Genomic DNA, 22,292 nt, shown 5'->3' with positions numbered 1-22,292 from the left:
CGAAGCGGTTACAGCAAGACAGTCAACGCCCAGGCGACGGCCGCGACGGGCAGAAGCGCAATCAGGGCGAACAGCCCATCCCGCGTCAGGAGCGAGACAGCAATCAGGCAGACCGCCGCGCCCAGAAGCGATGATGAAAATGGCACCAGCTCCAGAAGAGGCATCAGGGCGCCGAACATGAGGCAGGCGACCGGTAACAGGGCCCGCATCGGTTGCCGGAAAAGAAACCGGGCCCGCTTTCTGGAATGGTCGTCCAGCCATCGGGCGGCAGGCCGCAACTTGAGCATTGCCAGCCGCACCTTGTCGCCCTCAAGGCTCTGCCGGCCCAGCCAGGTTGGTAGCCAGATCCGGTCACGTTTCAGCAGCCACTGCGCCGCGATCAGGCAGATGGTCACTCCGCACAGACTTGAGAACAGGGGAATGCCGCTCAGCGGGGTCACGACCGCTGCCGCGGGCACGAGCAGCATCGCTGCAAATCCGGCGTGCTCGAATGCGCCGACGACGCGATCCAGCGAGACCGGGCCCTCTCTCGTGATTTCTGCGACCCGGTCGATAATCGATGTCAGGGGCCGGTCCGTGTCCGGATCAGCGGTCATCGTCTTTCCTGTTCGGGTGGGGGAGATCTGTTCGGCAGCGATGTCGCTGCGGCGGACCGTTTGCCGCCCGGCCTGAGTTTGCCGGGCAGCGTGTCCGTAGTCAGCCGGGTTTGGGGCTATCCGCCAAAAACAAGCTTTTCGATGCGGTCGACGGGATGGTTGGTCAGATCCTTGTCGATTTCCGCAACGATGCGGTCGCTGACTTCCTTGTGAAGGTGTTTGCGAACCTGCCCAAGAACCGAAGGTGCGGCAACCAGCACGATCTCGTCGAATTTGCCCTTGTGCGCGCGCTTGTAGAGCAAGTCGGCAAGGTCAGTGGCAAAATCGTCTTCCGCAAGTGCGTGCCAGTCAGCTTCCTGTACGGCGCTGCGATGCCCCTGGGGGCCATCGCTCATGCGCCCGGGGCGGTCTGACGTCTGTTCGCGATTGGGCGGGTTGTCCTGCGTTTCCTTCCGGAACACCGTAAGGTTGGGATGCTGCGCCGTGCCAGCATTGGTCAGGAAAAGTGCCTTGGAGCCGTCGGCGACGACCACCCAGCCATCATGTTTCAGTCGGATCGAATCCTTCATGTCGCACTCCTGCAGTTTTGGGTTCGTTATCTGAAAACGCCGAACTGCCGGAAGCGTTCCTGCGAATGCCTGTGACAATTTGGACGCGTGATAAGACGACCTGCGCGGGAAAGGCGGAACGGGGCTTACGGTGACTGCTGTTACGCCCTATTTGAAAAAGGTCATACGGACCAATCACGCAATCCGTTCTTGAAAGGAAAAAACCATGAAGAAACTTGCAATCGGGTTTGCAGCTGCCGCCGTGTTCGGCCTCGCCAGTGTTGCGGCCCAGGCTGGGGAAACGCCGGCGCCGGACGGCGTGAAGCTCTATTTCATCAATATGAAAGACGGCGATACCGTCAAAAATCCGGTCAACATCAAGTTTGGCCTTGCCGGCATGGGTGTCGCACCGGCTGGTACGGAAAAGGAAAACACCGGTCATCATCATCTGATTATCGATGACAGCCTTGAGGGTGAGGAGCTCAACGAACCCATTCCGGCCGATGACAACCACAGGCATTTTGGCGGCGGGCAGACGGAAACCACCATCGAGCTTCCGGCAGGCACGCACACGTTGCAACTTGTTCTGGGCGACTGGTCGCACATTCCGCACAACCCGCCGGTGATGTCCGAAAAGATCACTGTTACCGTCGAATAGGGGCTGCCAGCACCGGTAGTTTTCCGGAACGAACACCTTGTTGCGGCGTTGCTCTCTCATGCTGACTGACCCGCAACAAGGAACGACCATGGTAGACCGGCTTGTCGCTGAGATGGACCTCGGGTTCGGAGCGGTGCCTCTGGACGTGCTGGTTTTGCGGATGATTGCGGCTATTGTTCTGGGCGGTGTCATCGGGTTCGAGCGCGAAGAGCGCGGTAAGGATGCCGGGCTCAGGACCCACATGCTGATCGCGTTTGCTTCGTGCCTGTTTCTCCTGATCAGTCAGGAACTTGCCGATCTTCCCTTTTCCGGGGCGAGCAATGTCAACGTGGATCCGCTCCGCCTGGTCGAAGCGGTCACCGCTGGCGTCGCCTTTCTCTCTGCCGGTCTGATCTTTTCCCGCAACGGTTCGGTCAAGAATGTCACCACCGGTGCATCCATGTGGCTTGCCGGCGCGATCGGTACGGCCTGTGGCGTCGGTCAGATCGGACTAGCTGGCCTTGCAACACTCATGGTGGTGATTGTCCTGGCGGTCATCGGCCGTGTGCAAGGCTCACTCGGTCCCCTTGTCCGGGGCAGTGCCCCGGACAAGGGATCAGACAGGGATCGCCATTCGCAGGCCGAAACGCCTGCAGGCGAACGTGCGGTGCGCTGAATATCAGGCGTTTCCGCGCGTCTCCAGCAGGCGGCGGGCTATGACCTGCGCCTGAATTTCGGCCGCGCCTTCGAAAATGTTCAGGATGCGGGCATCGCACAGGACGCGGGAAATCGCGTATTCCAGCGCAAAACCGTTGCCGCCATGGATCTGCAGCGCATTGTCCGCCGCCGCCCAGGCAACGCGGGCTCCGAGCAGCTTTGCCATTCCAGCTTCCAGATCGCAGCGCTTGCCGGAATCCTTCTGCCAGGACGAGAAATAGGTGAGCTGTCGTGCAATCATCAGTTCGGTCGTCATCATGGCCAGTTTGTCGGCAACACGCGGGAAGTTGACCAGCTCCTTGCCGAACTGCACACGTTCTTCCGCATATTTCAGCCCGAGGTCCAGCGCACACTGGGCGACGCCCAACGCGCGGGCGGCAGTCTGGATGCGGGCGCCCTCGAAGGTCTGCATAAGCTGTTTGAAGCCTTCGCCCTCGACCTGCCCGAGCAGGTTTTCGCCCTTCACCTCAAAGCCGTCGAAAGCAATTTCGTATTCCTTCATGCCCCGGTAGCCGAGCACCTCGATCTCGCCGCCGCTCATGCCTTCCGCCGGGAAGGGCTCCTCGTCGGTGCCGCGCGGCTTTTCCGCGATGAACATCGACAGGCCCTTGTATCCGGGCTCTTCCGGGTTCGTGCGCGCCAGCAGGGTCATGATATCGGCGCGAACCGGATGGGTGATCCAGGTCTTGTTGCCCGACACCTTCCAGACGTCTCCATCCTTCACGGCGCGGGTCTTCAGGGAGGCCAGGTCGGAGCCGGTGTTGGGTTCGGTGAAGACGGCTGTCGGCAGGATCTCGCCGGAGGCGATCTTCGGCAGCCAATGCTGCTTCTGCTCTTCGGTGCCGCCGCACAGGATAAGTTCCGCCGCGATTTCCGACCGTGTGCCAAGTGACCCGACACCGATGTAGGCGCGGGAAAGTTCTTCGGAGACCACGCACATCGCCTCCTTGCCAAGCCCGAGGCCGCCGTATTCCTCGGGAATGGTGAGACCGAACACGCCGAGTTCGGACATCTGCTCGATGATCTCTAGCGGGATGTAGTCGTTCTTCAGGTGCCAATCATGGGCGTTGGGAACGACGTTGTCCTCCGCGAAGCGCCGCATTTCGTTGCGGATCTGCTCCATGGTCTCGTCGAGACCCGGGTCGCCGAAGGTGGAATGACCGGCCTGGTCGCGGATCAGGCGCGTGATTTCGCTGCGGATCTCCGGCCGGCTTCCACTTTCGATCAGAGACAGAATCTCCGCTGTCTGAAAATCCAGCGCTTCTTGGCTCGAGACGCCCAGATCCGGCAGGCGCACGATTTCGCCCTGATTCATGGGAATGCCACCGAAGATCTGAGCCAGGAATTCCGCAAATCCCAGCTGGACGATCTGGTCTTCAAGAGTGCCGTAGCGGCCCTCGGAACTCAGCCGTTTCGCATAGGCATCCAGTTGGCGTAGGGATTCCACATAGGTTGCGAACCAGGCCAGGCCGTGCGTTGCCCGTTGTTCTTCTTCCATCCGCCGGGAGGAGATACGGCCGTCTTCGCTCACGCGGGCGCGCACCCGCTGCGCTGCAAGATTGAGCAGATGGTCAAGCGTAGCGACAGCGGCTTCCGTACGCTCGCTCAGGCTTGCGGGTGTGTCTGCGGCTGGCATGGCTGCGGTTGGCATGGCGGTCTCCGTTTTCATTTGTTGCGCAGCAGCGCTTCTTGTTGAAGCTATGTTGCGTTGCACACCCTCATTTGTCGAGCCTGAATTTATAGACCTTTTGGAGGATGCGGTTTTCGCCACCCAGACTTGACGAATTGCGCCGGCGCGGGCCACATCATGAACCATGAGCGCAAGACAGACAGTTTTCTTGATCTATGCCGTGCTGAAAGACGCCATAGGTCACTTCGCCCGTGACGACGGCTTTGCAATGGCCAGTCACGTGGCGCTGTCGGGGTTGATGGCCATCTTTCCGCTCTTGATCTTCATCGCCTCTCTGGCGGCCTTTCTGGGAATGAACGGAGCTGCCGATACGGTGTCGGAACTGTTGTTCGACGCCTGGCCGAAAAGTGTCGCCTCACCGGTCGTGCAGGAAATCCAGAACGTCCTGACCATTCGCCGCGGCGACCTCGTGACGTTCGGTGCCGTTGCCGCCCTGTGGTTTTCCTCCAACGGGGTGGAGGCGCTGCGCACCGCGCTCAACCGGGCCTACCGGCAGCATGAACACCGCTCCTTCGTGCTGTTGCGGCTGCAGTCGATCGGGCTTGTGCTGCTGGGGGCCGCTATCCTGCTTTCCTACACGTTTCTGGTGATTCTGGCGCCGCTCGCCATCGAGGGGCTGAAGGTTGTGGTGCCGCAGATCGAGACCTTCCTGCTGTCCATCAACGTCGCCCGATACACACTGGCGGGATCGCTGCTCATCATCGGCCTGTTTATTACCCACTGGCTGTTGCCGGCGGGGCATCGCACCTTCCGCGATCTTTGGCCGGGAGTGTTCGCAACTTTGTTCATGTGGATCATCGCAGGCAGCGCCTTCGGTGCCTATCTCGCCAGCTTTGCCAATTACGTGTCCACCTACGGCGGTCTGGCGGGGATCATGACCGCGCTGATTTTTCTCTATATCTGCTCGCTGGTGTTCATTCTGGGGGGCGAGCTCAATGCCGCGATTGCCCGCCAGCGGCGCTTTTGGCGCCGCCGTCAGGAGCAGCTTGCACTGGCGCTGGAAACCGAAGCCTGACCGCGGATTTGCAGTAAGCCGGCTCTAACTTTTTGCAGGCCGCTTGCGGATGGTCAAAACCGCGCTGATCACCAGAACCATGCCGGCGATCTGCATGGGTGAAAGAGATTCTTCAAAGAGAAAATAGCTTTCCACCGCTGTTGCCACGGGCACCAGATAGAACAGGCTGGCGACCTGGGAGACAGCGCCTTCGCGGATCAGCAGCATCAGCAGCAGTATCGCGCCGACCGACAGGACGAGCACAAGCCAGGTCATTGCGAAAATCAGTTCACCCGACCAGGTGATCTGCCAGCTTTCCGTAAGGCTGAGGGGGATCGTGACCAGAAGAGCGCCGACGTATTGCCAGACGGTTGCCGACATGAGGTCGGTCTGCTGCACGAAGCGCTTCTGGTAGACGGTCCCCAGACTGATAGCCACCACGGAAAGCAGAACGACGAAAATCGTCACAGGCGTGATGCCCGATCCGGCCAGGTCAAGTTTCGGGCCAAGAACGAATGCAAGGCCGATGGCGCCGATAGCCATCGCGAGCCAATGCCTGCGGGAAATGCTTTCTCCAACCATCGCGACCGCAATCAGGGCGGTCGTCACGGGCTGAAGACCGACGATGATCGAAGATGCACCAGCCGGCATGCCTTGCTTTATCGCCCAGAACACGCCGGCAAGATATATTCCGTGAACCAGCATGCCGGTGAAGATGCAGTGGAGAATTGTGGCGGGCGTTTTCGGCCAGGACTTCGACAGGACGATTGCCAGCAGGACAAGCACCGGCAGCACCGCAGCGAAGCGTACGGTCAAAAACACCATGGGTTCAATGTAGGGTGCGCCGAGTTTCGACCCGACGAAGCCCGTTGACCACAGAAGAACAAAAATGGCCGGTGCGGCTCTGGCGAGGAGATTCAATTGCAGCCTCAGTGACGATGTCGAAGATGACGAGAGTTAAGGGTCCACACCTAGGTTAACGTCGGTTCGGCAGTGTTTACGGGCATGTTAACCGTAAATTGGCACTTATAATCGTAACTTACGCGCAAACATAAGTGTTTGCTCACCCTACGGGAAAACAAGCGTAGACAAAGTGCGTGGACACTTTCAGATCGATCAACATGTGGATGCAAACATCGATGGCGATGGCCCATCCGTTGGTCCAGAGGACATACGCTGGTGGACGTCAGATCTCAATCGTCTTTTCAATTATTCTCAAACCTGTCCGTCAAGGCCCGAATCCTGGCCCTGAGTCTTTTCACCATTGTCGGGCTGTTGGCCATCGGCGGCGTCTTCTTCTGGAGCCAGGGGGAGTTGAATTCAGCCTTCGCCCGTATGAGCAGCAGTTCGGAACTGGCTGAGCAGGTCAGTACTTTGTCGGAAGGCGCCGCGACACTGCGTGCGATTGAAGAGCGTTACCTCAGCAAACCGTCTGTCGAGACGTTCCAGAGCTTCAACGTCAAGCTCGACGAAGCCGGCGTGGTTCTTCAGACGGTCTCGACCAATCCCGCGGCGGCCGCCTATGCCGCAGAGATTGCCGATGTCAGGGATACGCTGGAAGGTACTCGGGGTGCTTTCGAAATGCTCGACGCGGCACAGCAGAAGATCGGATATGACGCGACGCAGGGCTATCTGGCGGCGCTCAACGATTACGCCGGGGCGTTCAAGCATCGCCTGTCGGAAGAGATGAAGTTCGGCGGTGGGCCGGATTTCGAGAAGCTGGCCCGCGCCATTCTGGCCGTACAACTGGCCGAAAGGGAGTTCACACTCGCCAACACAGAGGCCGCGCAGGAGGCATTTCAAAGCGAGTACACCGCCTTCGAAGAGTTCTTGCAGAAAGTGTACATGTCCAACGCCGTCAAGGCGGAGCTGGCCGAAAACATGGCCAAATACAAGACGACTTTTGACGACTACACCGCCACCAAGAAGGAGCGGAGCGAACATTCGGAGCTTTTGGGAAGCCTGTTTGAACTTGTTCCGCCGCATGTTGACGCCCTGAGCGCTGCCGCAAAGAGGATCCAGGCAGAAGCCGCCGAGCAGCTTGAGACAGCCCGGGCTATCGCAACCTACGCAATCGGCGGGACTATCCTGGTCCTGCTTGTGCTGCTTCCGGCCATCGCTCTTGTGATCGGTCAATCGGTGGCGCGTCCGCTGGCGCGGCTGCAGTCGGCCATGGAGGCACTTGCCAGTGGCCAGACCGACCTCGACCTGCCGGACGATCACGGCAACACCGAGCTGGCCTCCATGAGCCGGACCGTTCAGGTCTTCCGCGACAATGCTGTGGAGCGGGCAGAGCTTGCATCGGCCCAGGATCAGGAAAACCGCCGGCGCGAAGAGCGCGTTGCCCGTCTCGATGCGCTAATCGGCCGGTTCGAAGGCACAGTGTCTTCCGCGCTGAACAGTCTCGACCGGGCCAACGATGAGTTGCGCCAGACCTCCCAGTCTATGGAACAGTCGGCCGACGATGTTGCCACCCAGTCCGGAGAGGCCGCCGGGGCCGTGCGCACGGCTGCGGAAAACGTCACCTCCGCCGCGCATTCGGCAGAAGAGCTTGCCGCGTCCATCGCCGAGATTGCGGGGCAGGCCAACAAATCCACCGAAGTGGCGCAGCAGGCGGTGCAGAGTGCGTCTTCCACCGTGGCCACCATGCAGCAACTGTCCAGCGCGGCCGACCGGATCGGCGAGGTCATGGGGCTGATCCGCGATATTGCCGATCAAACCAACCTGCTGGCACTGAACGCGACCATCGAGGCCGCCCGCGCGGGTGAAGCCGGCAAAGGCTTTGCGGTGGTTGCCGCCGAAGTGAAACAGCTTGCCGACCAGACCTCAAAAGCCACCGAGGATATCGCCATCCAGATTGAGGCCATCCAGGGATCTTCGGGTCAGGCGGTTCAGGCTATCGAGGACGTCAACCGGATCATCTCCGACATGGAAGGCCTGGCTTCGGCCGTTTCGGCCGCGGTGCAGCAGCAGGACGAAGCCGTTCAGGCGATCTCGCAGAATGTGTCCAGTGCCTCCGCCCGCTCAGAACAGGGGGTTTCGAGCATGGAGGCTGTCGGCTCAGCGGCCGAGATTGCGCGTTGCAATGGTTCCGAGGTGGAACAGCTTGCGGAATCGCTGGGCGAGCAGGGGGCCTTGATCCGGCAGGAAGTTGCCGAATTCCTGCAAGGCGTGCGCAGCGCCTGAGCCCGAACTGCTTCGCCTCAAGCGCAGAAAATCACAAAAACGCCGTGTCGAACCCGACGCGGCGTTTCGCCATTCTGGCGGCCCGCGTTTCTTCGTGCTAGCCATGCACACAAACAATCGGCCGGCATGCACTCCGCCGGACCGGCCAAGCGCAAAGAGGGCGAAGCGGAATGCAGGAAGACATCGTCATCATCGGAGCAGGACAAGCCGGAGCCCAGGTCGCTCAGTCCCTGCGGCAGGGTGGATTCGAGGGGCCGTTGCGCCTGATCGGCGACGAACCGCATCCTCCGTATCAACGCCCGCCCCTTTCCAAGAAATTTCTGGCCGGGGAGATCGGCGCCGAAGGCCTGTGGTTGCGCCCGCCGGCTTTCTTCACGACCAACAACATCGACCATATTCCCAACACGAGAGTCGTTGCCATCGACCGGGGCGCCAAACGGCTGACCCTGGCGAACGGTGACACGCTATCCTATGGCAAGCTGGTTCTGACGACCGGTACCAACGCCCGTATGCTGAAACTGGACGGTGCCGACAAGAAGGGCGTGGTCACCCTGCGTTCGATTGCCGATGTCGACAAGATTCGGGAGATCCTGCAGACGAACAGCCAGGTTGCCATCATCGGTGCAGGCTATATCGGTCTGGAAGTTGCCGCCGTCGCCAAGACCCTCGGCAAGTCGGTCACGGTCATCGAGGCGCAGGACCGTCCGATGAAGCGTGTGGTAAGCCAGGCCGTGTCCGACTATTTCTCCGGCCTGCACAAGGGGCATGGGATCAACCTGCTTCTCAACACGGGCATTGAGGCAATCGAGGGCGGTGACAGCGTCACCGGTGTGCGGTTGTCGACGGGAGAGACGGTTCCGGCCGGGCTGGTGCTGGTTGCCGTTGGCGCCGAGCCCAATGATCACCTTGCCGCCGAAGCCGGCCTGGAGGTCGACAACGGGATTCTGGTGGATGGCTGCGGCCAGACCAGCGATCCGGACATCTTTGCCGCAGGCGACTGCACGCGCTTTTACTCCAATCGCTACCAGCGCTCGGTTCGCATGGAAAGCGTGCACAATGCGATCGACCAGGCCAAGGCGGTTGCCCAGGCCCTTCTGGGGCACGAGGTCGATTACGATCCGCTGCCGTGGTTCTGGTCCGATCAGTATGACATCAAGCTGCAGATCGCGGGTCTGTCGGAAGGCTATGACGATATCCGCGTCGTGGGGTCGACTGAGAACAACAAGTTCTATGTTGCCTATCTGCAGGACGGCCGGCTGATTGCTGTCGACAGCATCAATTCGCCGCGTTCGCACATGATGGCCCGCCGGGTCGTCGGCGAGCAATGGCGCGACGATCTGCTGCCGGAGGCCTGAGCTCCCCGGTCTGAAAGGATTGACGGAGGCGGCGGGCCTGGGATCCAGGTGGTCTCACTGCCCGCGGCCGATAGCGCCGATTATTCGACCTTGCCGAATTTCTCCAGGAAATAGGCGGTCATGTCCTCGTTGCGGTCGTACTGGTGGACGATCGCGTAGGGCTGCTTGTCGAAGGTCTTGACCAAGCCGTCCTCGAACACCGGTGCGGTTTCCCTCGGCATGCAGAAACCCGGCGCATTCGGGCCGACGTTCGCACTGACCGCATGCAGCAGCCAGGGAACCTGCCAGTTCACCTTCTCTGCCTTTTCCTTCCAGCCGCAAAAGGTCAGAAGCTGGTTGAAGGCGGCCTGATCGCCACTGCGTTTTGTCTGGTCGAAATAGTAGACCGCCAGCATGAAATCCATCATGGCCTCATAGCGGCCTGCGAAATAGCCCGCGCAGCATACGGGAACCTTGGCCACACGATCATAGGCATGGCGACCATAGGTTTTCAGAACGTTCCGACGGTTCCAGGGATCTTCATGGGTGATGCTTTCCTCGCCGATCAGCAGATCTTTGGCGGGAGCAAGATTATCTTCCATCCAGGCAAATGGATCTGACTGGAAGACCACGTCCCGGGCATCCGAGAAGGCGACGAAACGCACGGGCTCGCCAATTGCATCGAGACGCTGTTTCACCAGGTGGCTGGCGTGAAAGAAGCGCCGATCGTAGATCTTGTCCTTGAAGCGCAGGAAGCGCTTGTTCCAGGTCCAGCGCCTGTCGGTATAAAGTTTGCCGCCATCGGAATGGTCGGCGATCTCTTCCTGAAGCTGCGAGTAGGAATAGCGCTTCTTGCCCGCGTCATGATTGAACGTGATGACGAGCGAGCCCATGTGCTTCATGTACTCCACGAGGGCTTCGCTGACGTCATAAGCCACGGCGACCGTCCGGCCGCGATATCCCGTTGCCTTCAGGGAATTGTACCAGGCAGCCATGTGTTTCGGCTCATAGCCTGACACCGCCGTGACGATGACATCGTTGGCTGAGGACAATTCGGCTGACATGCGCGCTCCGGCTCGGTTCAAACTGGCCCCGGCGACTGGCTGGCCGGGTTTCGGCCTGCTACCTATCCCAAACCGCGCCCGGGGGCCATATCATGGCGAAAATTTCTGGAGGCTGGACGATGGCCTGGCTCAGCACCCTGCGTTCTGGAGGATGAGCCGGGTCACTTCCTTGGGCAGTTCCAGATGCAGCATGTGGCCGGTTCGCTCGAAGATATGCGTGGCAACGACGCCCGGCAGCTTGTGGGCCTGGCGCGTTGGCAGGACGCGGTCCTGCGTGCCCCAGAGAACCTTGATCGGCATGGGCAGGGCTGCCAGCTCGTCGCGCGGCAGGGTCCTTTGCACGCTGCCGTCGATGATCTCGTCCGCGATTGCCTCCAGCGTTACCGCCGCTCCCGGTCGTGCGCGGCTTTCGGCAGCCGTTCTGGCGAGGAATTTCGGCAGCTTGAACTCCCACCCGAAGAATTGTTCGAGCAGGGTTTCCATGGTGTCGGCATCGGTTGCGGCCGCATAGCGGCGCAGCAGGCGGTGGTTGATCTCTTGGCCGAAACCGCCTGGTGCCAGCAAGGTGAGACTGGCGACCATTTCAGGATTGCGCAGGGCAATCAGCGCGGCGACCGCGCCGCCCATGGAATGACCAACGAGGTGGACCTCCGTCAGGCCTAGCGCCTTGAGCGACTGGCCAACGGCCTTTGCGGAAACGCCTGCGTTGCCGATCCGTGGCCAGTCCAGAGCCTCGCCGTGACCCGGCAGGTCGAAGGCTATGGAGCGTTTCTTCGAGGCCAGCGCCGTCTGGATGTTGAGCCACGTCTGCCGGTCGCCGCCGAACCCATGCAGAAGCACGACCGGAGCGCCGTCGTCTGGACCGGTGGCAGCCTGGTCTCTGAAGGGCAGGTGGGAAGGGGCGTCGGGACGTAAATCGGTCATGTCGGTCTTTGCTTGTCGAGGGAATGGGGAATTGTCCGAAGGCGGGAAACGTCTCAGGAAAGCGGGTCCAGGATAAACAGGGGTTGGGGATCGGTGAAGCCGTTGAGGTCAAACGACCCGGCCGGCTTCGATCTTTCACTGGCGAAGCGGGCGACGTCTTCGGTCATCAGCACGTCGGCTCCAACGGTCTTGGTGAGGCTTTCGATACGGGCAGCAGCGTGCACTGTCTGGCCGATCACCGAAAAGGTGAGCCGATGCGGCACGCCGATGTTGCCGAACATGACAGACCCGACGGACAGGGCAATGCCCGCCTTCAGAAGATGCGGCAGCCCCGGGTCGGCATTGATTGCCTTCAGACGGTTCCGGCTTTCATCGGCAGCCGAAAGCGCCTGCACCACGGCCTTGTCCAGAGTTTGTGAGCCGATGGGAAAAACGCCCAGAACGGCGTCGCCAATAAAGTCGAGCACTTCGCCGCCACTGGCCAGAATCGCGCCCGCTGTCGCGTCGAAATAGGTGTTCAGGAACGACAGGTAGGCATCGGGGCCGAGCAGTTCGGCAATGGCGGTCGAATCGCGCATGTCGCTGAAATAGATCACGGCATCGACGGTCTGGCCGTCGCCATGGCGGATCTGACCGTTCAGCACCTTGTTGCCTGCGATCTTGCCCAGATAGGTCTCGGCGATTGTCTGGTTGATCTGTCCCTGGATCGTGGCGCGGGCGGCCAGGGCAAAGCGTTTTTGAATGTAGCGGATCGCGGTCAGCGCCTCGTCCGAAAAGCCCTCCGTTTCCCGCGTTGCCCAGCTGATCACGATGCCGGAAGCGGAGATCGGGTCCTTGATGGTTGGCAGGTCGAATTCCGTGGTGATCACGATGTAGTCGGTGTACCCGCTTTCCTTCAGACGGACGAGCAGCGGGAATTCGGGCGCAGAATTGGCATTCGCGAGCCGCCGCCGCAGGACCGGCTCCTGATTCACCAGCACAGCACGGACAGGGCTTTGCAGCCACTCGTTGGATTCCTCGGCGTCGTGGGCAATCTGTTCGCGGTAGATTTCGGAGCCGTTTTCCCAGATGGCGGTCTCTGCCTCGATCAACGGGTGCAGGGTTGACCAGCCGATCATCGCGCGATCGACCGGCACCTTGCAGGTGCGCAGGCGTTCACACATCTCGCCGAACATGGACCCGAGATCGGGCGAGCCAAGAGATTGGTCGATCAACCAGTCCTCGACGTTGTCAATTTCCGCCATACTGATCATGGCGCCAAGGTAGTGGGGTTTTCGTCCGGTTTCCAGACAGCTTGTGCGGGCGTTGCGCGATTATTGCCCCGGTTCGAAATTCACCTTGCCGGGCGGGACGATGAGCCAGTTGACGGTCACATCTGGGATGCTGCCGTAGGTCTGGTAAGCGAAGGTCTGCGCCCCCTCACGGACGGCGTCGGGATAGTAGCGCCGGATTTCCTCAAGCGGCGTTTCCCGGTCTCCGCGCCAGACGATCATAAGGCCCTTTTCCTGAACGTCCTTGGGATCGATCCAGGGGCTGAGGGTCAGGTCATGCAGATAGAACATGGAGGGACGGACGGGCGCCTGAATGGTGACATTGGCGGCCGACCACATGTCGCCGGCCACATAGGCAAGATCGGTGCCCATGCGGTCTTTCCAGACACGGGCCAACTCTTCCGCGATTGTCTTGCCGGGATAGTGGAGCCGGGTCTGCTTGTGTTTCCAATAGGGCTCCAGAACCGCCTGCCCGAAGAGGACACCGAGAAAAATCGCCTGGATCGCGATGGCCGCGGCGAGCGCGCGGGCGGGAAAGGGCCACAGATCCGGCAACGCCAGAAGCCGCACCGCCAGGATGCCGGACAGCACGAACATGGGTGTGCCCCACATGTGTTCGAACTCGTTGCCGGTGATGGCCGAAGCCAGAAGAACGACGGCTAGCGGCAGGATGGCAAACCAGAGCAGAAAGCGGTCCGAAGGTACGGGCAGGGTCGTGATTGTTTCGCGTCTGCGCTGTCGAATCCGTTTCAGGCCACGCCAGCCAAGACCGGTCAGGATGACCAGGAACAGGCCGGCGTGATTGCCGATCTGGGCGGCCAGGAAGTTCAGCGGATTGAACAGGTGGTCGATGAAGCCGGTTGCCGGCTTGCTGCGGCTTGCCGCGTAGCGCAGCGTCAGGAAATCCGTATCCAGAAGCCAGGCGGCGTGCGGCAGCAAGAGAACGAGACAGACGGCAATCGCCACCCAGGGGCCGGGGCGCAGGATGTGCCGCCGGGCGTCGGCGAACACCAGGGCGTAGAGTCCAATGGCGCCAATCAGAAGAAGCACGAAATATTTCGTATAGAGACCGAACGCGGCAAGTGCGCCGAGCAGGACCCAGTCGAGCAGCCGGCCTTTTCCCAATGCCCGGTGAAACAGCAGCATCATGCCGGCCCAGATCGGGATCTGCAGGATGTTCGGGTTGAATTCGGGCAGGGGCAGCGTGAAGTAGAAGGTTACGCTGGTCAGAACGAGAGACCAGAAGGCCTGCTGGCCGGAAAGGCCAAGACGGCGGCCGAGCCGCCAGATGAACAGATAGCCAAGGGCGACCGACGCCGCACTCAGCCAATAGCCGCCGCTTGTGCCACCGGTCAGGCGATAGGTCAGCTCCAGAAGCCAGGCCTGCATCGGCGGGTGTTTGGTGTAGCCGAGCTGAAGCTCCCGTCCCCAGGCGAAACCCTCCACCACATCTAGTGGCGGATTGGGAAAGGTCAGGGCCGGTACCAGGGCATAGAGCAGGCAGAGACCTGCAGCGTAATAGACGGCGGCCCGTGCGGGCTTAGTGTCGATCAGGCGCATCAGGGGTCAGGTTCCGGCTGGATGGTGCGAGAACGCCCAGAGCCGGGCACCGGCAAAGGAAAGGGCGGGCACAATCGCGATGGAAAACAGGAGGCCGATGAGATCCGGCCAGGGTGTCAGGGTCAGCCACAGGGCCAGAACGGTGGTGTTCAGCAGAAAGCCGGAGACGGCGATCACCAGGAAGCGGAGCATGCTTCTGATCGCGGTTCCCTTCCGGCGCAAATGCGAGAAACTCCAGAAATAATGGCCGGTGAAGGAAACGCAGAAGGCCACCAGAAAGCCGCAGATGTTGGCCGGATAGGGCGATAGCAATCCCGATTGCAGCAGGCTGCCGGCTACCGAGGCATGGGTGAGGGTCGCCAGTACGCCGATCACCGCAAACTTGCCGGCCGCCGCGGTCTCCGTCTTCAGCTTGCCGTGACGGGCCTCAGGCACCATTGGCGGCGTCGTCCGGTTTTTTGGCAGGTTGGGGAGCGGAGCTGCCCTCGATCACATCCTGAACGATGAACACCGGCCGCTGCTTTGCTTCGTTGAAGAGCCTCGCGACATATTCCCCGATCATGCCGATCGATAGCAGTTGCACGCCAGAAAAGAACAGGATCGCGACCATGAGCGAGGCATAGCCCGGAAGGTCGATGCCCTCGATAATAACCCGCAGGGTCAGATAAAGCGCATAGGCGAAGGCGCCGGCGGAGATCAGCGCTCCGCCATAGAACCAGACGCGCAGCGGCAGCGTGGTGAAGCCGGTCAGGCCGTCCAGCGCGAAATTCCAGAGCTTCCAGTAATTGAACTTGCCCGTACCGGCGAGGCGCGGAGGGCGTTCGTAAGGCAGCGCCATGGCCGGAAAGCCGACCCAGGCGAACAGCCCCTTCATGAACCTGTTGCGCTCTGGAAGGCGCAGCAGGGCGTCAATCACGCAGCGGTCGATCAGACGGAAATCACCGGCGTTCGCGGGCATGTCGATGTTGGCGAGCCGGTTGAAAAGGCTATAGAACATGCCCGCCGTGGAGCGCTTCATGACTGTGTCGGAAGAGCGGTCGACCCTGAGACCGTAAACGACGTCGTAGCCCGCGCGCCATCCGTCCAGCATCTGCAGGATGAGCTCAGGCGGATCCTGCAGGTCGGCGTCGATGATGATGCCGATATCTCCCTTGGCTGCTTCCAGCCCCGCGGACAGGGCTGCTTCCTTGCCGAAATTGCGGGACAGGCCCAGAAGCCGTCCGGGCAGGTCGTTCGCCAGCTGTTCGGAGAGGATATCGGCCGTCCTGTCGCGGCTGCCGTCGTCGATGAAAACATATTCGTATTGAAGACCGGTCCGCTCGAGCACCGGGCGGGTCGCCTGCAGGAAGGGGAGAATGACCTCTTCTTCGTTGTAGACCGGCACGATGATGCTCAGCAGCGGTGCCTGCGGGCGGGCGCTTTCCCGCCGGGTGACATAGACTGTGTTAGCCGCTGTGGTGTGCATGAACATTCGTTAGCCGGTTGAAGTCGGCGGCAACCTGCCGGAATTTCACGAAAAAGGCCAGCCCTTTAACAGGCTGGCCTTCGTCATGGTCATTTGGGTCGATTGCCGTCAGACTAGCACGCCGTGGCAATGCTTGAATTTCTTGCCGGAGCCGCAAGGGCAGGCCTCGTTGCGGCCAACCTTGCCCCAGGTCGAAGGGTCGTTCGGGTCGCGCTGTGCCGGGGACACCGCCAACTGGGCGTCGGCAATGGCCATTTCGTCTTCCCCGGTCGAGGGGTCGATGTGATGCGGGTGCATCTCCGGTTCGGCCGGCATCTGCGGCGGCTGCTCCGTCACCAGCTCAACCCGCATCAACTGCGCGGTGGTTATCTGGCGAAGCTGGGTGAGCATGGACTCAAACAGCGTGAAGGCTTCGGTCTTGTATTCCTGCAGCGGATCGCGCTGGGCGTAGCCACGGAACCCGACAACGGAGCGCAGGTGATCGAGATTGGCCAGGTGCTCGCGCCACAGATTGTCGAGTGTCTGCAGCAACACGGCCTTTTCCACCTGGCGCATGATGTCCGGGCTGTATTTGGCGACCTTCTGGGCCATGGCGGCATCTGCGGCCTTACGCAGGCGATCCTTGACCTCTTCGTCGGCGATGCCTTCCTCTTCCGCCCAATCCTTGATCGGCAGGTCGAGGTTGAGATACTTGCGCGCTTCTTCCTGAAGACCTTCCGTATCCCACTGTTCGGGATAGGCGCGTTCGGGAATATGCCCGGAAACGAGATCGTCGATCACGTCGTGACGCATCTCGGCAACCGCGTCCTGGATCGCCGTGCTGTCCATCAGTTCGATACGCTGATCGAAGACCACCTTGCGCTGGTCGTTCATCACGTCATCGAATTTCAGAAGGTTCTTACGAATGTCGAAGTTGCGGGCTTCGACCTTCTGCTGCGCCTTTTCCAGAGCCTTGTTGATCCAGGGGTGGATGATGGCTTCGCCTTCTTCCAGGCCAAGCTTCTGCAGCATGGAATCCATGCGCTCGGACCCGAAGATGCGCATCAGGTCGTCCTGCAGGGACAGGAAGAACTTGGAATGGCCCGGGTCGCCCTGACGGCCGGACCGGCCGCGCAACTGGTTGTCGATGCGGCGGCTTTCGTGACGCTCTGTGCCGATGACGTAAAGACCGCCGGCAGCCAGTGCCTTCTGCTTCATGTCTTCGACTTCAGCACGGATCTGGGTTTCGCGCGCCGTGCGCTCTTCGCCTTCCGGCATGTCGCCCAGTTCCATTGCGATCTGCATGTCGGCGTTACCGCCGAGCTGAATGTCGGTACCGCGGCCGGCCATGTTGGTGGCGATGGTGACGGCGCCCGGCAGACCGGCCTGCGCGACGATGAAGGCTTCCTGCTCGTGGTAGCGCGCATTGAGAACCGCGAAGACTTCGCTCTTGCCGCCTTCGCTCTTCTGCGCGGCGGCAAAGGCCGCCGGATCGCTGAGATCGATCTGCTTGTAGCCGTGCTTCTTGAGCATCTCGGCGAGATACTCGGATTTCTCGATGGACGTGGTGCCGACCAGGATCGGCTGCGCACGCTTCTTGCAGTCGTCGATCAGCTTGACGATGGCCTGGAATTTTTCCTGAACGGTCCGGTAGACCTCATCGTCGTCATCGATACGCTTGACGGACACATTGGTCGGGATCTCGACCACTTCCAGCTTGTAGATGTCGGCGAATTCGTCGGCTTCGGTGGAAGCGGTACCGGTCATGCCGGCCAGTTTGCCGTACATGCGGAAGTAGTTCTGGAACGTGATGGAAGCCAGCGTCTGGTTTTCCGGCTGGATGCGCACTTTTTCGCGAGCTTCCAATGCCTGGTGCAGGCCTTCCGAAAAACGGCGGCCCGGCATCATGCGGCCGGTGAATTCGTCGATGATGACGACTTCATCGTTGCGGACGATGTAGTCCTTGTCGCGCTGGAAGAGCTTGTGCGCCTTCAGCGCCTGTTGCAGGTGGTGCACGACGGCGACGTTCTCGACGTCGTAAAGCGACTCGCCCTTCAGCAGACCGGCTTCGCCGAGCAGCTGTTCCAGTTTTTCGTTACCGGCTTCGGTGAAAGAGGTCGACCGCTGCTTTTCGTCGAGTTCGTAGTCTTCCTCGGTCAGATGCGGAATGAAGGCGTCGACCGAATTGTAGAACTCGGACCGGTCTTCCAGCGGACCGGAAATGATCAGCGGTGTCCGGGCTTCGTCGATCAGGATCGAATCCACTTCATCAACGATGGCATAGGCATGTCCGCGCTGAACCATGGACTCGCGGTCATGTTTCATGTTGTCACGGAGATAATCGAAGCCGAATTCGTTGTTGGTGCCGTAGGTGACGTCGGCGGCATAGGCCGCCCGGCGTTCCTCGTCACTCAGGCCGTGGGTAATACAGCCGACGCTGAGGCCCAAAAATCTGTAGACCTGGCCCATCCAGTCGCTGTCGCGCTGTGCCAGGTAGTCGTTGACGGTGACGACGTGAACGCCCTTTCCGGTCAGGGCGTTCAGATAGACCGGTGCGGTGGCGACGAGGGTTTTGCCCTCACCCGTGCGCATTTCGGCGATCTGGCCCGAATTGAGCACGATGCCGCCGATCAACTGCACGTCATAATGACGTTGGCCGAGCGCTCTACGCGCCGCTTCGCGAACTGTGGCGAAGGCGGGGACCAGGAGATCGTCGACGCTTGCGCCGTTTTTCAGCTGGTTTCGGAACTCGTCGGTTCTGGCTCTGAGGGCCTCGTCCGACAGAGCCTGAATCTCCGGCTCCAGGGCGTTGATCTGATCGACCTTTGCCCGAAATGACTTCACTCTACGGTCGTTCGCCGAACCGAAAATCTTACGTGCTAATGCGCCAAGGCCAGCCATGTGGCGGTCCTTCCCTACAAGGCGGCGCCAACTGGCAAAGAGGCGCCTGCCCATGAAATCGTCTCAATTGCTGTCCACGTTGCCGCCTGGCGCAGAGCGCTGGCCGGCAATCGCGGCCGAAAAGATGCCTTCCCGGCACGACTGCCAGGACGCCCGACAGATAAGAGGGGGCTGAATGCTTGTCAACGCCGCAGGAATGCGCAATGTACCCACGCCCCTGTAATACAGGGGTAAGAAAGATTACTGTTCCGATACGTAAAGGACTACTCATGTTCCGAATTTCGATGCGCAGGCCGGCTCAGGCGCTTGCCGTTTCTCTCCTGGCGCTGTCGCTCGGATCCACCGTCCTGTCCGCTGCAGAGCCGGACGATGTGGTCGCGAAAGTTGGCGATACGGAAATCACCGAAGCCGATCTCGCCTTTGCCGCACAGGACCTGGGCAAGGAATTGCAGCGGTTCCCGCCGGCACAATGGCGCAAGCTTCTGCTGGACGTCATGGTCGATATGGAGCTGATGGCGAAGGCCGCCCGTGAAGATGGCCTAGACAAGGATCCGGACTTCCAGCGTCAGCTGGACTTCCTGAAGCTGCGCGCCCTGCGCAACGCCTACCTCGCCCAGAAAATCAACGCTGAAGTGACCGACGAAGAGGTTAAGGCGGCCTACGACAAGGAATTCGCCGATTTCGAAGGTCCGGAAGAAATCAACGCCCGCCACATTCTGGTGAAGGACAAGGCTGAGGCCGAAGCCATCATTGCCGAGCTGGACGGCGGTGCGGATTTTGCTGAACTGGCCCGCGAAAAGTCCACCGGCCCGTCCGGTCCGAACGGCGGTAGCCTGGGTTACTTCGTCAAGGGCCAGATGGTTCCCACGTTCGAAACCGCAGCCTTCGCTCTGGAGCCCGGCACCTACACCAAGGAACCGGTTGAAACGAAGTTCGGCTGGCACGTGATCAAGCTGGAAGACAAGCGCCAACAGGAAAAGCCTCCGTTTGAGGCCGTTGCCGACGGTCTGCGTCAGCAGCTGATGCGTGAGCGTTATGACGCCCGTATGACCGAGCTGAAGGATCAGGTTGCCGTCGAGATTCTCGATGAAAACCTTGCCAAGGCCGAAGAGGCCGGTGCCGCGGCTGCTGAAGAGGAAGGGGCTGCAGCCGAAGACGGTGCGGCCAAAACCGAATAAGGCAGGCTTTGCCTGAAACGCGTGATGAGCCCGGCAGCCAGGCTGCCGGGCTTTTTTACAGCGCTGTGCACCACGCCCGACACGGCTTGAAAAGGCTTGCGTTTGTCACATGCTTACGGCAAGAGCATCCTGTGTTCAGGCGAGTGCGGACAAGGTGCTCGCATCCATTTGAATGGATCAATTTGCGGACGGTCAAACGATCTCGACTGAGCGCCGGTTGATCCGGAGCTTAATATCATCTGACCGGGACCGCTTCGATGTCGACCACCGTATCTCCCCTTGCGCCCAAGTCCTATCCCGAGATGCCGGAGATCGAGGGCGTTCAGTTCGCGACCGCGTCCGCCGGGATCAAGTACAAGGGCCGGACCGACGTTCTGCTGGCGACGGTAACCGAGGGAACGGCGGTGGCCGGGGTGTTCACCCGCTCCAAATGCTCGTCCGCACCGGTTGACTGGTGCAAGGCGCGGGTTGGCGGCGGCAAGGCCCGTGCTCTGCTGGTCAATTCCGGCAACGCAAACGCCTTCACCGGCAAGAAGGGCAAGGCGGCCGTCGAGTTGTCTGCGGAAATCGTTTCCAAGGCGCTTGGTTGCAGCGAAGGCGAAATCTTCCTGGCATCGACCGGCGTGATCGGCGAACCGCTGCCGGCCGACAAGTTTTCCGGCGTCATCGAGGAGCTGAAGACCAACCAGGGCAGCGCAAGCTGGCTGGATGCGGCCAAGGCAATCATGACCACCGACACCTATCCCAAGGTCTCCACTGCAAGTGTCGAGCTGGATGGCGTCACCGTGACGATCAATGGCATCGCCAAGGGGGCCGGCATGATCGCGCCGGACATGGCCACCATGCTGTCCTTCGTCTACACCGATGCTCCGATTGCTCCGGCGGTTCTTCAAGCGCTGCTCAGCAGCGAAGTTGGCGGCAGCTTCAATGCGGTCACGGTCGACAGCGACACGTCCACGTCCGACACGGTGCTTCTGTTCGCAACCGGCGCAGCCGCCGACAAGGGCGTGGAGAGTGTTGCCTCTCTCGACGATCCGCGTGTCGACATCCTGCGGGCCGCCCTTGGTGATGTCATGTTGGACCTCGCCCATCAGATCGTCCGGGATGGCGAAGGCGCGCGCAAATTCGTGGAAGTGCGGGTGGAAGGCGCGGAAAGCAATGCGTCCGCCAAGCAGATCGCACTGTCGATTGCCAATTCGCCGCTGGTCAAGACGGCAATCGCCGGCGAGGACGCCAACTGGGGCCGCGTCGTGATGGCTGTCGGCAAGGCCGGCGAGCCGGCCGACCGCGACAAGCTGGCCATCTGGTTTGGTGATGTGCGCGTGGCGGTCGAAGGCGAGCGAGATCCCGACTACAGCGAAGCTGCTGCCTCTGCCGTGATGGAGCAGGAAGACATCGTCATCCGGGTCGATCTTGGCCTGGGAGACGGCCAGGCGTCGATCTGGACTTGTGACCTCACCAAGGAATATGTCGCCATCAACGGCGACTACCGGAGCTGAACGACATTCGCAGTTCTGACGGTGTTGTCCACCAACGTGCTTAACCGTGCCTTAAACCAGCGTTCCAGGATTGGACACCTTGCCAATGACCAAGATCGTGCTCGTTGCCGCTTGCGCCCTTGTGGATGCGGATGGCCGCATTCTTCTGGCGCAACGGCCCGAAGGAAAATCCATGGCCGGATTGTGGGAATTCCCCGGCGGAAAGGTTGAGGAAGGCGAGCGTCCGGAAGAAACGCTGATCCGGGAGCTGGACGAAGAACTCGGTATAGAGGTTAACGAAGCGTGTCTGGCGCCGTTGACCTTTGCCAGTCATTCTTACGAAGATTTTCACCTACTTATGCCATTGTTTATTTGCCGCAGGTGGAATGGAACACCGCAGGGCAAGGAAAATCAGGCGTTGAAGTGGGTGCGTGCTGTCAGGTTGAGGGATTACCCGATGCCTGCCGCCGATGAACCTCTGATACCGCACTTGCAGGATGCTGTTTAAGGCCGTTTGTTCATTTCCCCGGGGGGCGCATGCCGTTTCGATTTCAATCCGTCACAGACCGTGTTTTTTCGGCCTTTTCCAGGCGGCGGGAGTTCGTCCACGATACGCGTGGCGCTACCATGATTGAATATGGCCTGATTGTCGGTTTCATCAGCATCATCATCCTGATCTCGATGGCCACAATCGGTACCACCATGCGCGACGACATCTTCGGTAAAGTCACGACCACCCTTCAAGGTGTGCTCGGCTCCACTTAAGCCGT

The 22,292-nt window shown here is 60.6% G+C and carries 20 protein-coding genes; 9 read left to right on the top strand and 11 right to left on the bottom strand.

The genetic code is table 11. The features are described 5' to 3' along the window. Positions 1–8: 8 nt before the first annotated feature. Both AC2A6O_RS08100 and AC2A6O_RS08095 read right to left on the bottom strand, forming a co-directional pair. Positions 9–596 (bottom strand): exopolysaccharide biosynthesis protein, encoded by a 588-nt coding sequence (locus AC2A6O_RS08100; protein ID WP_498926401.1) that lies wholly within the window; start codon positions 594–596, stop codon positions 9–11. A gap of 116 nt (positions 597–712) precedes the next feature. After that, complete coding sequence (locus AC2A6O_RS08095) at positions 713–1,165, bottom strand: host attachment family protein (RefSeq protein WP_148583514.1); 453 nt, start codon at positions 1,163–1,165, stop codon at positions 713–715. 205 nt (positions 1,166–1,370) lie between these two features. Here AC2A6O_RS08095 and AC2A6O_RS08090 point away from each other — a divergent pair, with 205 nt between their 5' ends. Further along, complete coding sequence (locus tag AC2A6O_RS08090; protein WP_148583513.1) at positions 1,371–1,802, top strand: DUF4399 domain-containing protein; 432 nt, start codon at positions 1,371–1,373, stop codon at positions 1,800–1,802. Between the two features lie 88 nt (positions 1,803–1,890). After that, positions 1,891–2,457 (top strand): MgtC/SapB family protein, encoded by a 567-nt coding sequence (locus AC2A6O_RS08085; RefSeq protein ID WP_498926400.1) that lies wholly within the window; start codon positions 1,891–1,893, stop codon positions 2,455–2,457. Positions 2,458–2,460: 3 nt separating this feature from the next. Here the strand turns inward: AC2A6O_RS08085 and AC2A6O_RS08080 are convergent, their stop codons facing one another. Next, positions 2,461–4,149: an acyl-CoA dehydrogenase family protein gene (locus tag AC2A6O_RS08080; RefSeq protein WP_498926399.1), complete on the bottom strand. Its 1,689-nt coding sequence runs from the start codon at positions 4,147–4,149 to the stop codon at positions 2,461–2,463. A gap of 163 nt (positions 4,150–4,312) precedes the next feature. On the opposite strand from AC2A6O_RS08080, the gene AC2A6O_RS08075 reads away from it, so the two are divergent. After that, positions 4,313–5,203, top strand: a complete 891-nt coding sequence (locus AC2A6O_RS08075) for a YihY/virulence factor BrkB family protein (protein ID WP_148583511.1) — start codon at positions 4,313–4,315, stop codon at positions 5,201–5,203. A gap of 24 nt (positions 5,204–5,227) precedes the next feature. On the opposite strand, the gene AC2A6O_RS08070 is transcribed toward AC2A6O_RS08075, so the two are convergent. Then, positions 5,228–6,103, bottom strand: a complete 876-nt coding sequence (locus AC2A6O_RS08070) for a DMT family transporter (RefSeq protein WP_148583510.1) — start codon at positions 6,101–6,103, stop codon at positions 5,228–5,230. A 258-nt stretch (positions 6,104–6,361) separates the two neighbouring features. Here AC2A6O_RS08070 and AC2A6O_RS08065 point away from each other — a divergent pair, with 258 nt between their 5' ends. Together AC2A6O_RS08065 and AC2A6O_RS08060 are read left to right on the top strand one after the other, a co-directional pair. Then, a complete protein-coding gene (locus AC2A6O_RS08065) occupies positions 6,362–8,368 on the top strand; it encodes a methyl-accepting chemotaxis protein (protein WP_498926398.1) in 2,007 nt (668 codons plus the stop codon). A gap of 170 nt (positions 8,369–8,538) precedes the next feature. Beyond that, positions 8,539–9,723 (top strand): NAD(P)/FAD-dependent oxidoreductase, encoded by a 1,185-nt coding sequence (locus AC2A6O_RS08060; protein ID WP_498926397.1) that lies wholly within the window; start codon positions 8,539–8,541, stop codon positions 9,721–9,723. An 80-nt stretch (positions 9,724–9,803) separates the two neighbouring features. Here the strand turns inward: AC2A6O_RS08060 and AC2A6O_RS08055 are convergent, their stop codons facing one another. The 7 genes from AC2A6O_RS08055 to secA form a co-directional block, all read right to left on the bottom strand. Further along, positions 9,804–10,766, bottom strand: a complete 963-nt coding sequence (locus AC2A6O_RS08055) for a hypothetical protein (protein WP_148583507.1) — start codon at positions 10,764–10,766, stop codon at positions 9,804–9,806. Positions 10,767–10,895: 129 nt separating this feature from the next. Next, the gene (locus tag AC2A6O_RS08050; protein WP_498926396.1) at positions 10,896–11,690 is read right to left on the bottom strand and encodes an alpha/beta fold hydrolase; all 795 of its coding nucleotides are present in this window, start codon (positions 11,688–11,690) and stop codon (positions 10,896–10,898) included. Positions 11,691–11,743: 53 nt separating this feature from the next. Beyond that, positions 11,744–12,934, bottom strand: a complete 1,191-nt coding sequence (locus AC2A6O_RS08045; protein WP_498926395.1) for an adenylate/guanylate cyclase domain-containing protein — start codon at positions 12,932–12,934, stop codon at positions 11,744–11,746. Positions 12,935–13,003: 69 nt separating this feature from the next. Beyond that, positions 13,004–14,521 (bottom strand): glycosyltransferase family 39 protein, encoded by a 1,518-nt coding sequence (locus AC2A6O_RS08040; RefSeq protein WP_498926394.1) that lies wholly within the window; start codon positions 14,519–14,521, stop codon positions 13,004–13,006. Positions 14,522–14,527: 6 nt separating this feature from the next. Next, on the bottom strand, positions 14,528–14,959 hold the full coding sequence (locus AC2A6O_RS08035) for a GtrA family protein (protein ID WP_498926393.1): 432 nt from the start codon (positions 14,957–14,959) through the stop codon (positions 14,528–14,530). Then, positions 14,949–15,986: a glycosyltransferase family 2 protein gene (locus AC2A6O_RS08030; protein WP_498926392.1), complete on the bottom strand. Its 1,038-nt coding sequence runs from the start codon at positions 15,984–15,986 to the stop codon at positions 14,949–14,951. The genes AC2A6O_RS08035 and AC2A6O_RS08030 overlap by 11 nt, the downstream gene beginning before the upstream one ends. 108 nt (positions 15,987–16,094) lie before the next feature. Further along, on the bottom strand, positions 16,095–18,866 hold the full coding sequence (secA, locus tag AC2A6O_RS08025; protein ID WP_148583501.1) for a preprotein translocase subunit SecA: 2,772 nt from the start codon (positions 18,864–18,866) through the stop codon (positions 16,095–16,097). 269 nt (positions 18,867–19,135) lie between these two features. On the opposite strand from secA, the gene AC2A6O_RS08020 reads away from it, so the two are divergent. From AC2A6O_RS08020 to AC2A6O_RS08005, 4 genes are all read left to right on the top strand, one after another. Next, positions 19,136–20,044 carry a peptidylprolyl isomerase gene (locus AC2A6O_RS08020; protein ID WP_286192559.1) on the top strand — a complete coding sequence of 303 codons (909 nt, stop codon included), beginning with the start codon at positions 19,136–19,138 and terminating at the stop codon, positions 20,042–20,044. Positions 20,045–20,301: 257 nt separating this feature from the next. Next, on the top strand, positions 20,302–21,543 hold the full coding sequence (gene argJ, locus AC2A6O_RS08015; RefSeq protein WP_148583500.1) for a bifunctional glutamate N-acetyltransferase/amino-acid acetyltransferase ArgJ: 1,242 nt from the start codon (positions 20,302–20,304) through the stop codon (positions 21,541–21,543). 85 nt (positions 21,544–21,628) lie between these two features. Continuing rightward, positions 21,629–22,030: an 8-oxo-dGTP diphosphatase MutT gene (gene mutT / locus AC2A6O_RS08010; RefSeq protein WP_498926391.1), complete on the top strand. Its 402-nt coding sequence runs from the start codon at positions 21,629–21,631 to the stop codon at positions 22,028–22,030. A 29-nt stretch (positions 22,031–22,059) separates the two neighbouring features. Then, positions 22,060–22,287 (top strand): Flp family type IVb pilin, encoded by a 228-nt coding sequence (locus AC2A6O_RS08005; protein WP_148583498.1) that lies wholly within the window; start codon positions 22,060–22,062, stop codon positions 22,285–22,287. The last annotated feature ends 5 nt before the right edge of the window (positions 22,288–22,292 follow it).

It is taken from the genome of Labrenzia sp. ATLA3, from assembly GCF_057180185.1.
Note: the sequence above shows the minus strand (reverse complement) of the source record. Positions and strands in the feature narration are given on the sequence as shown.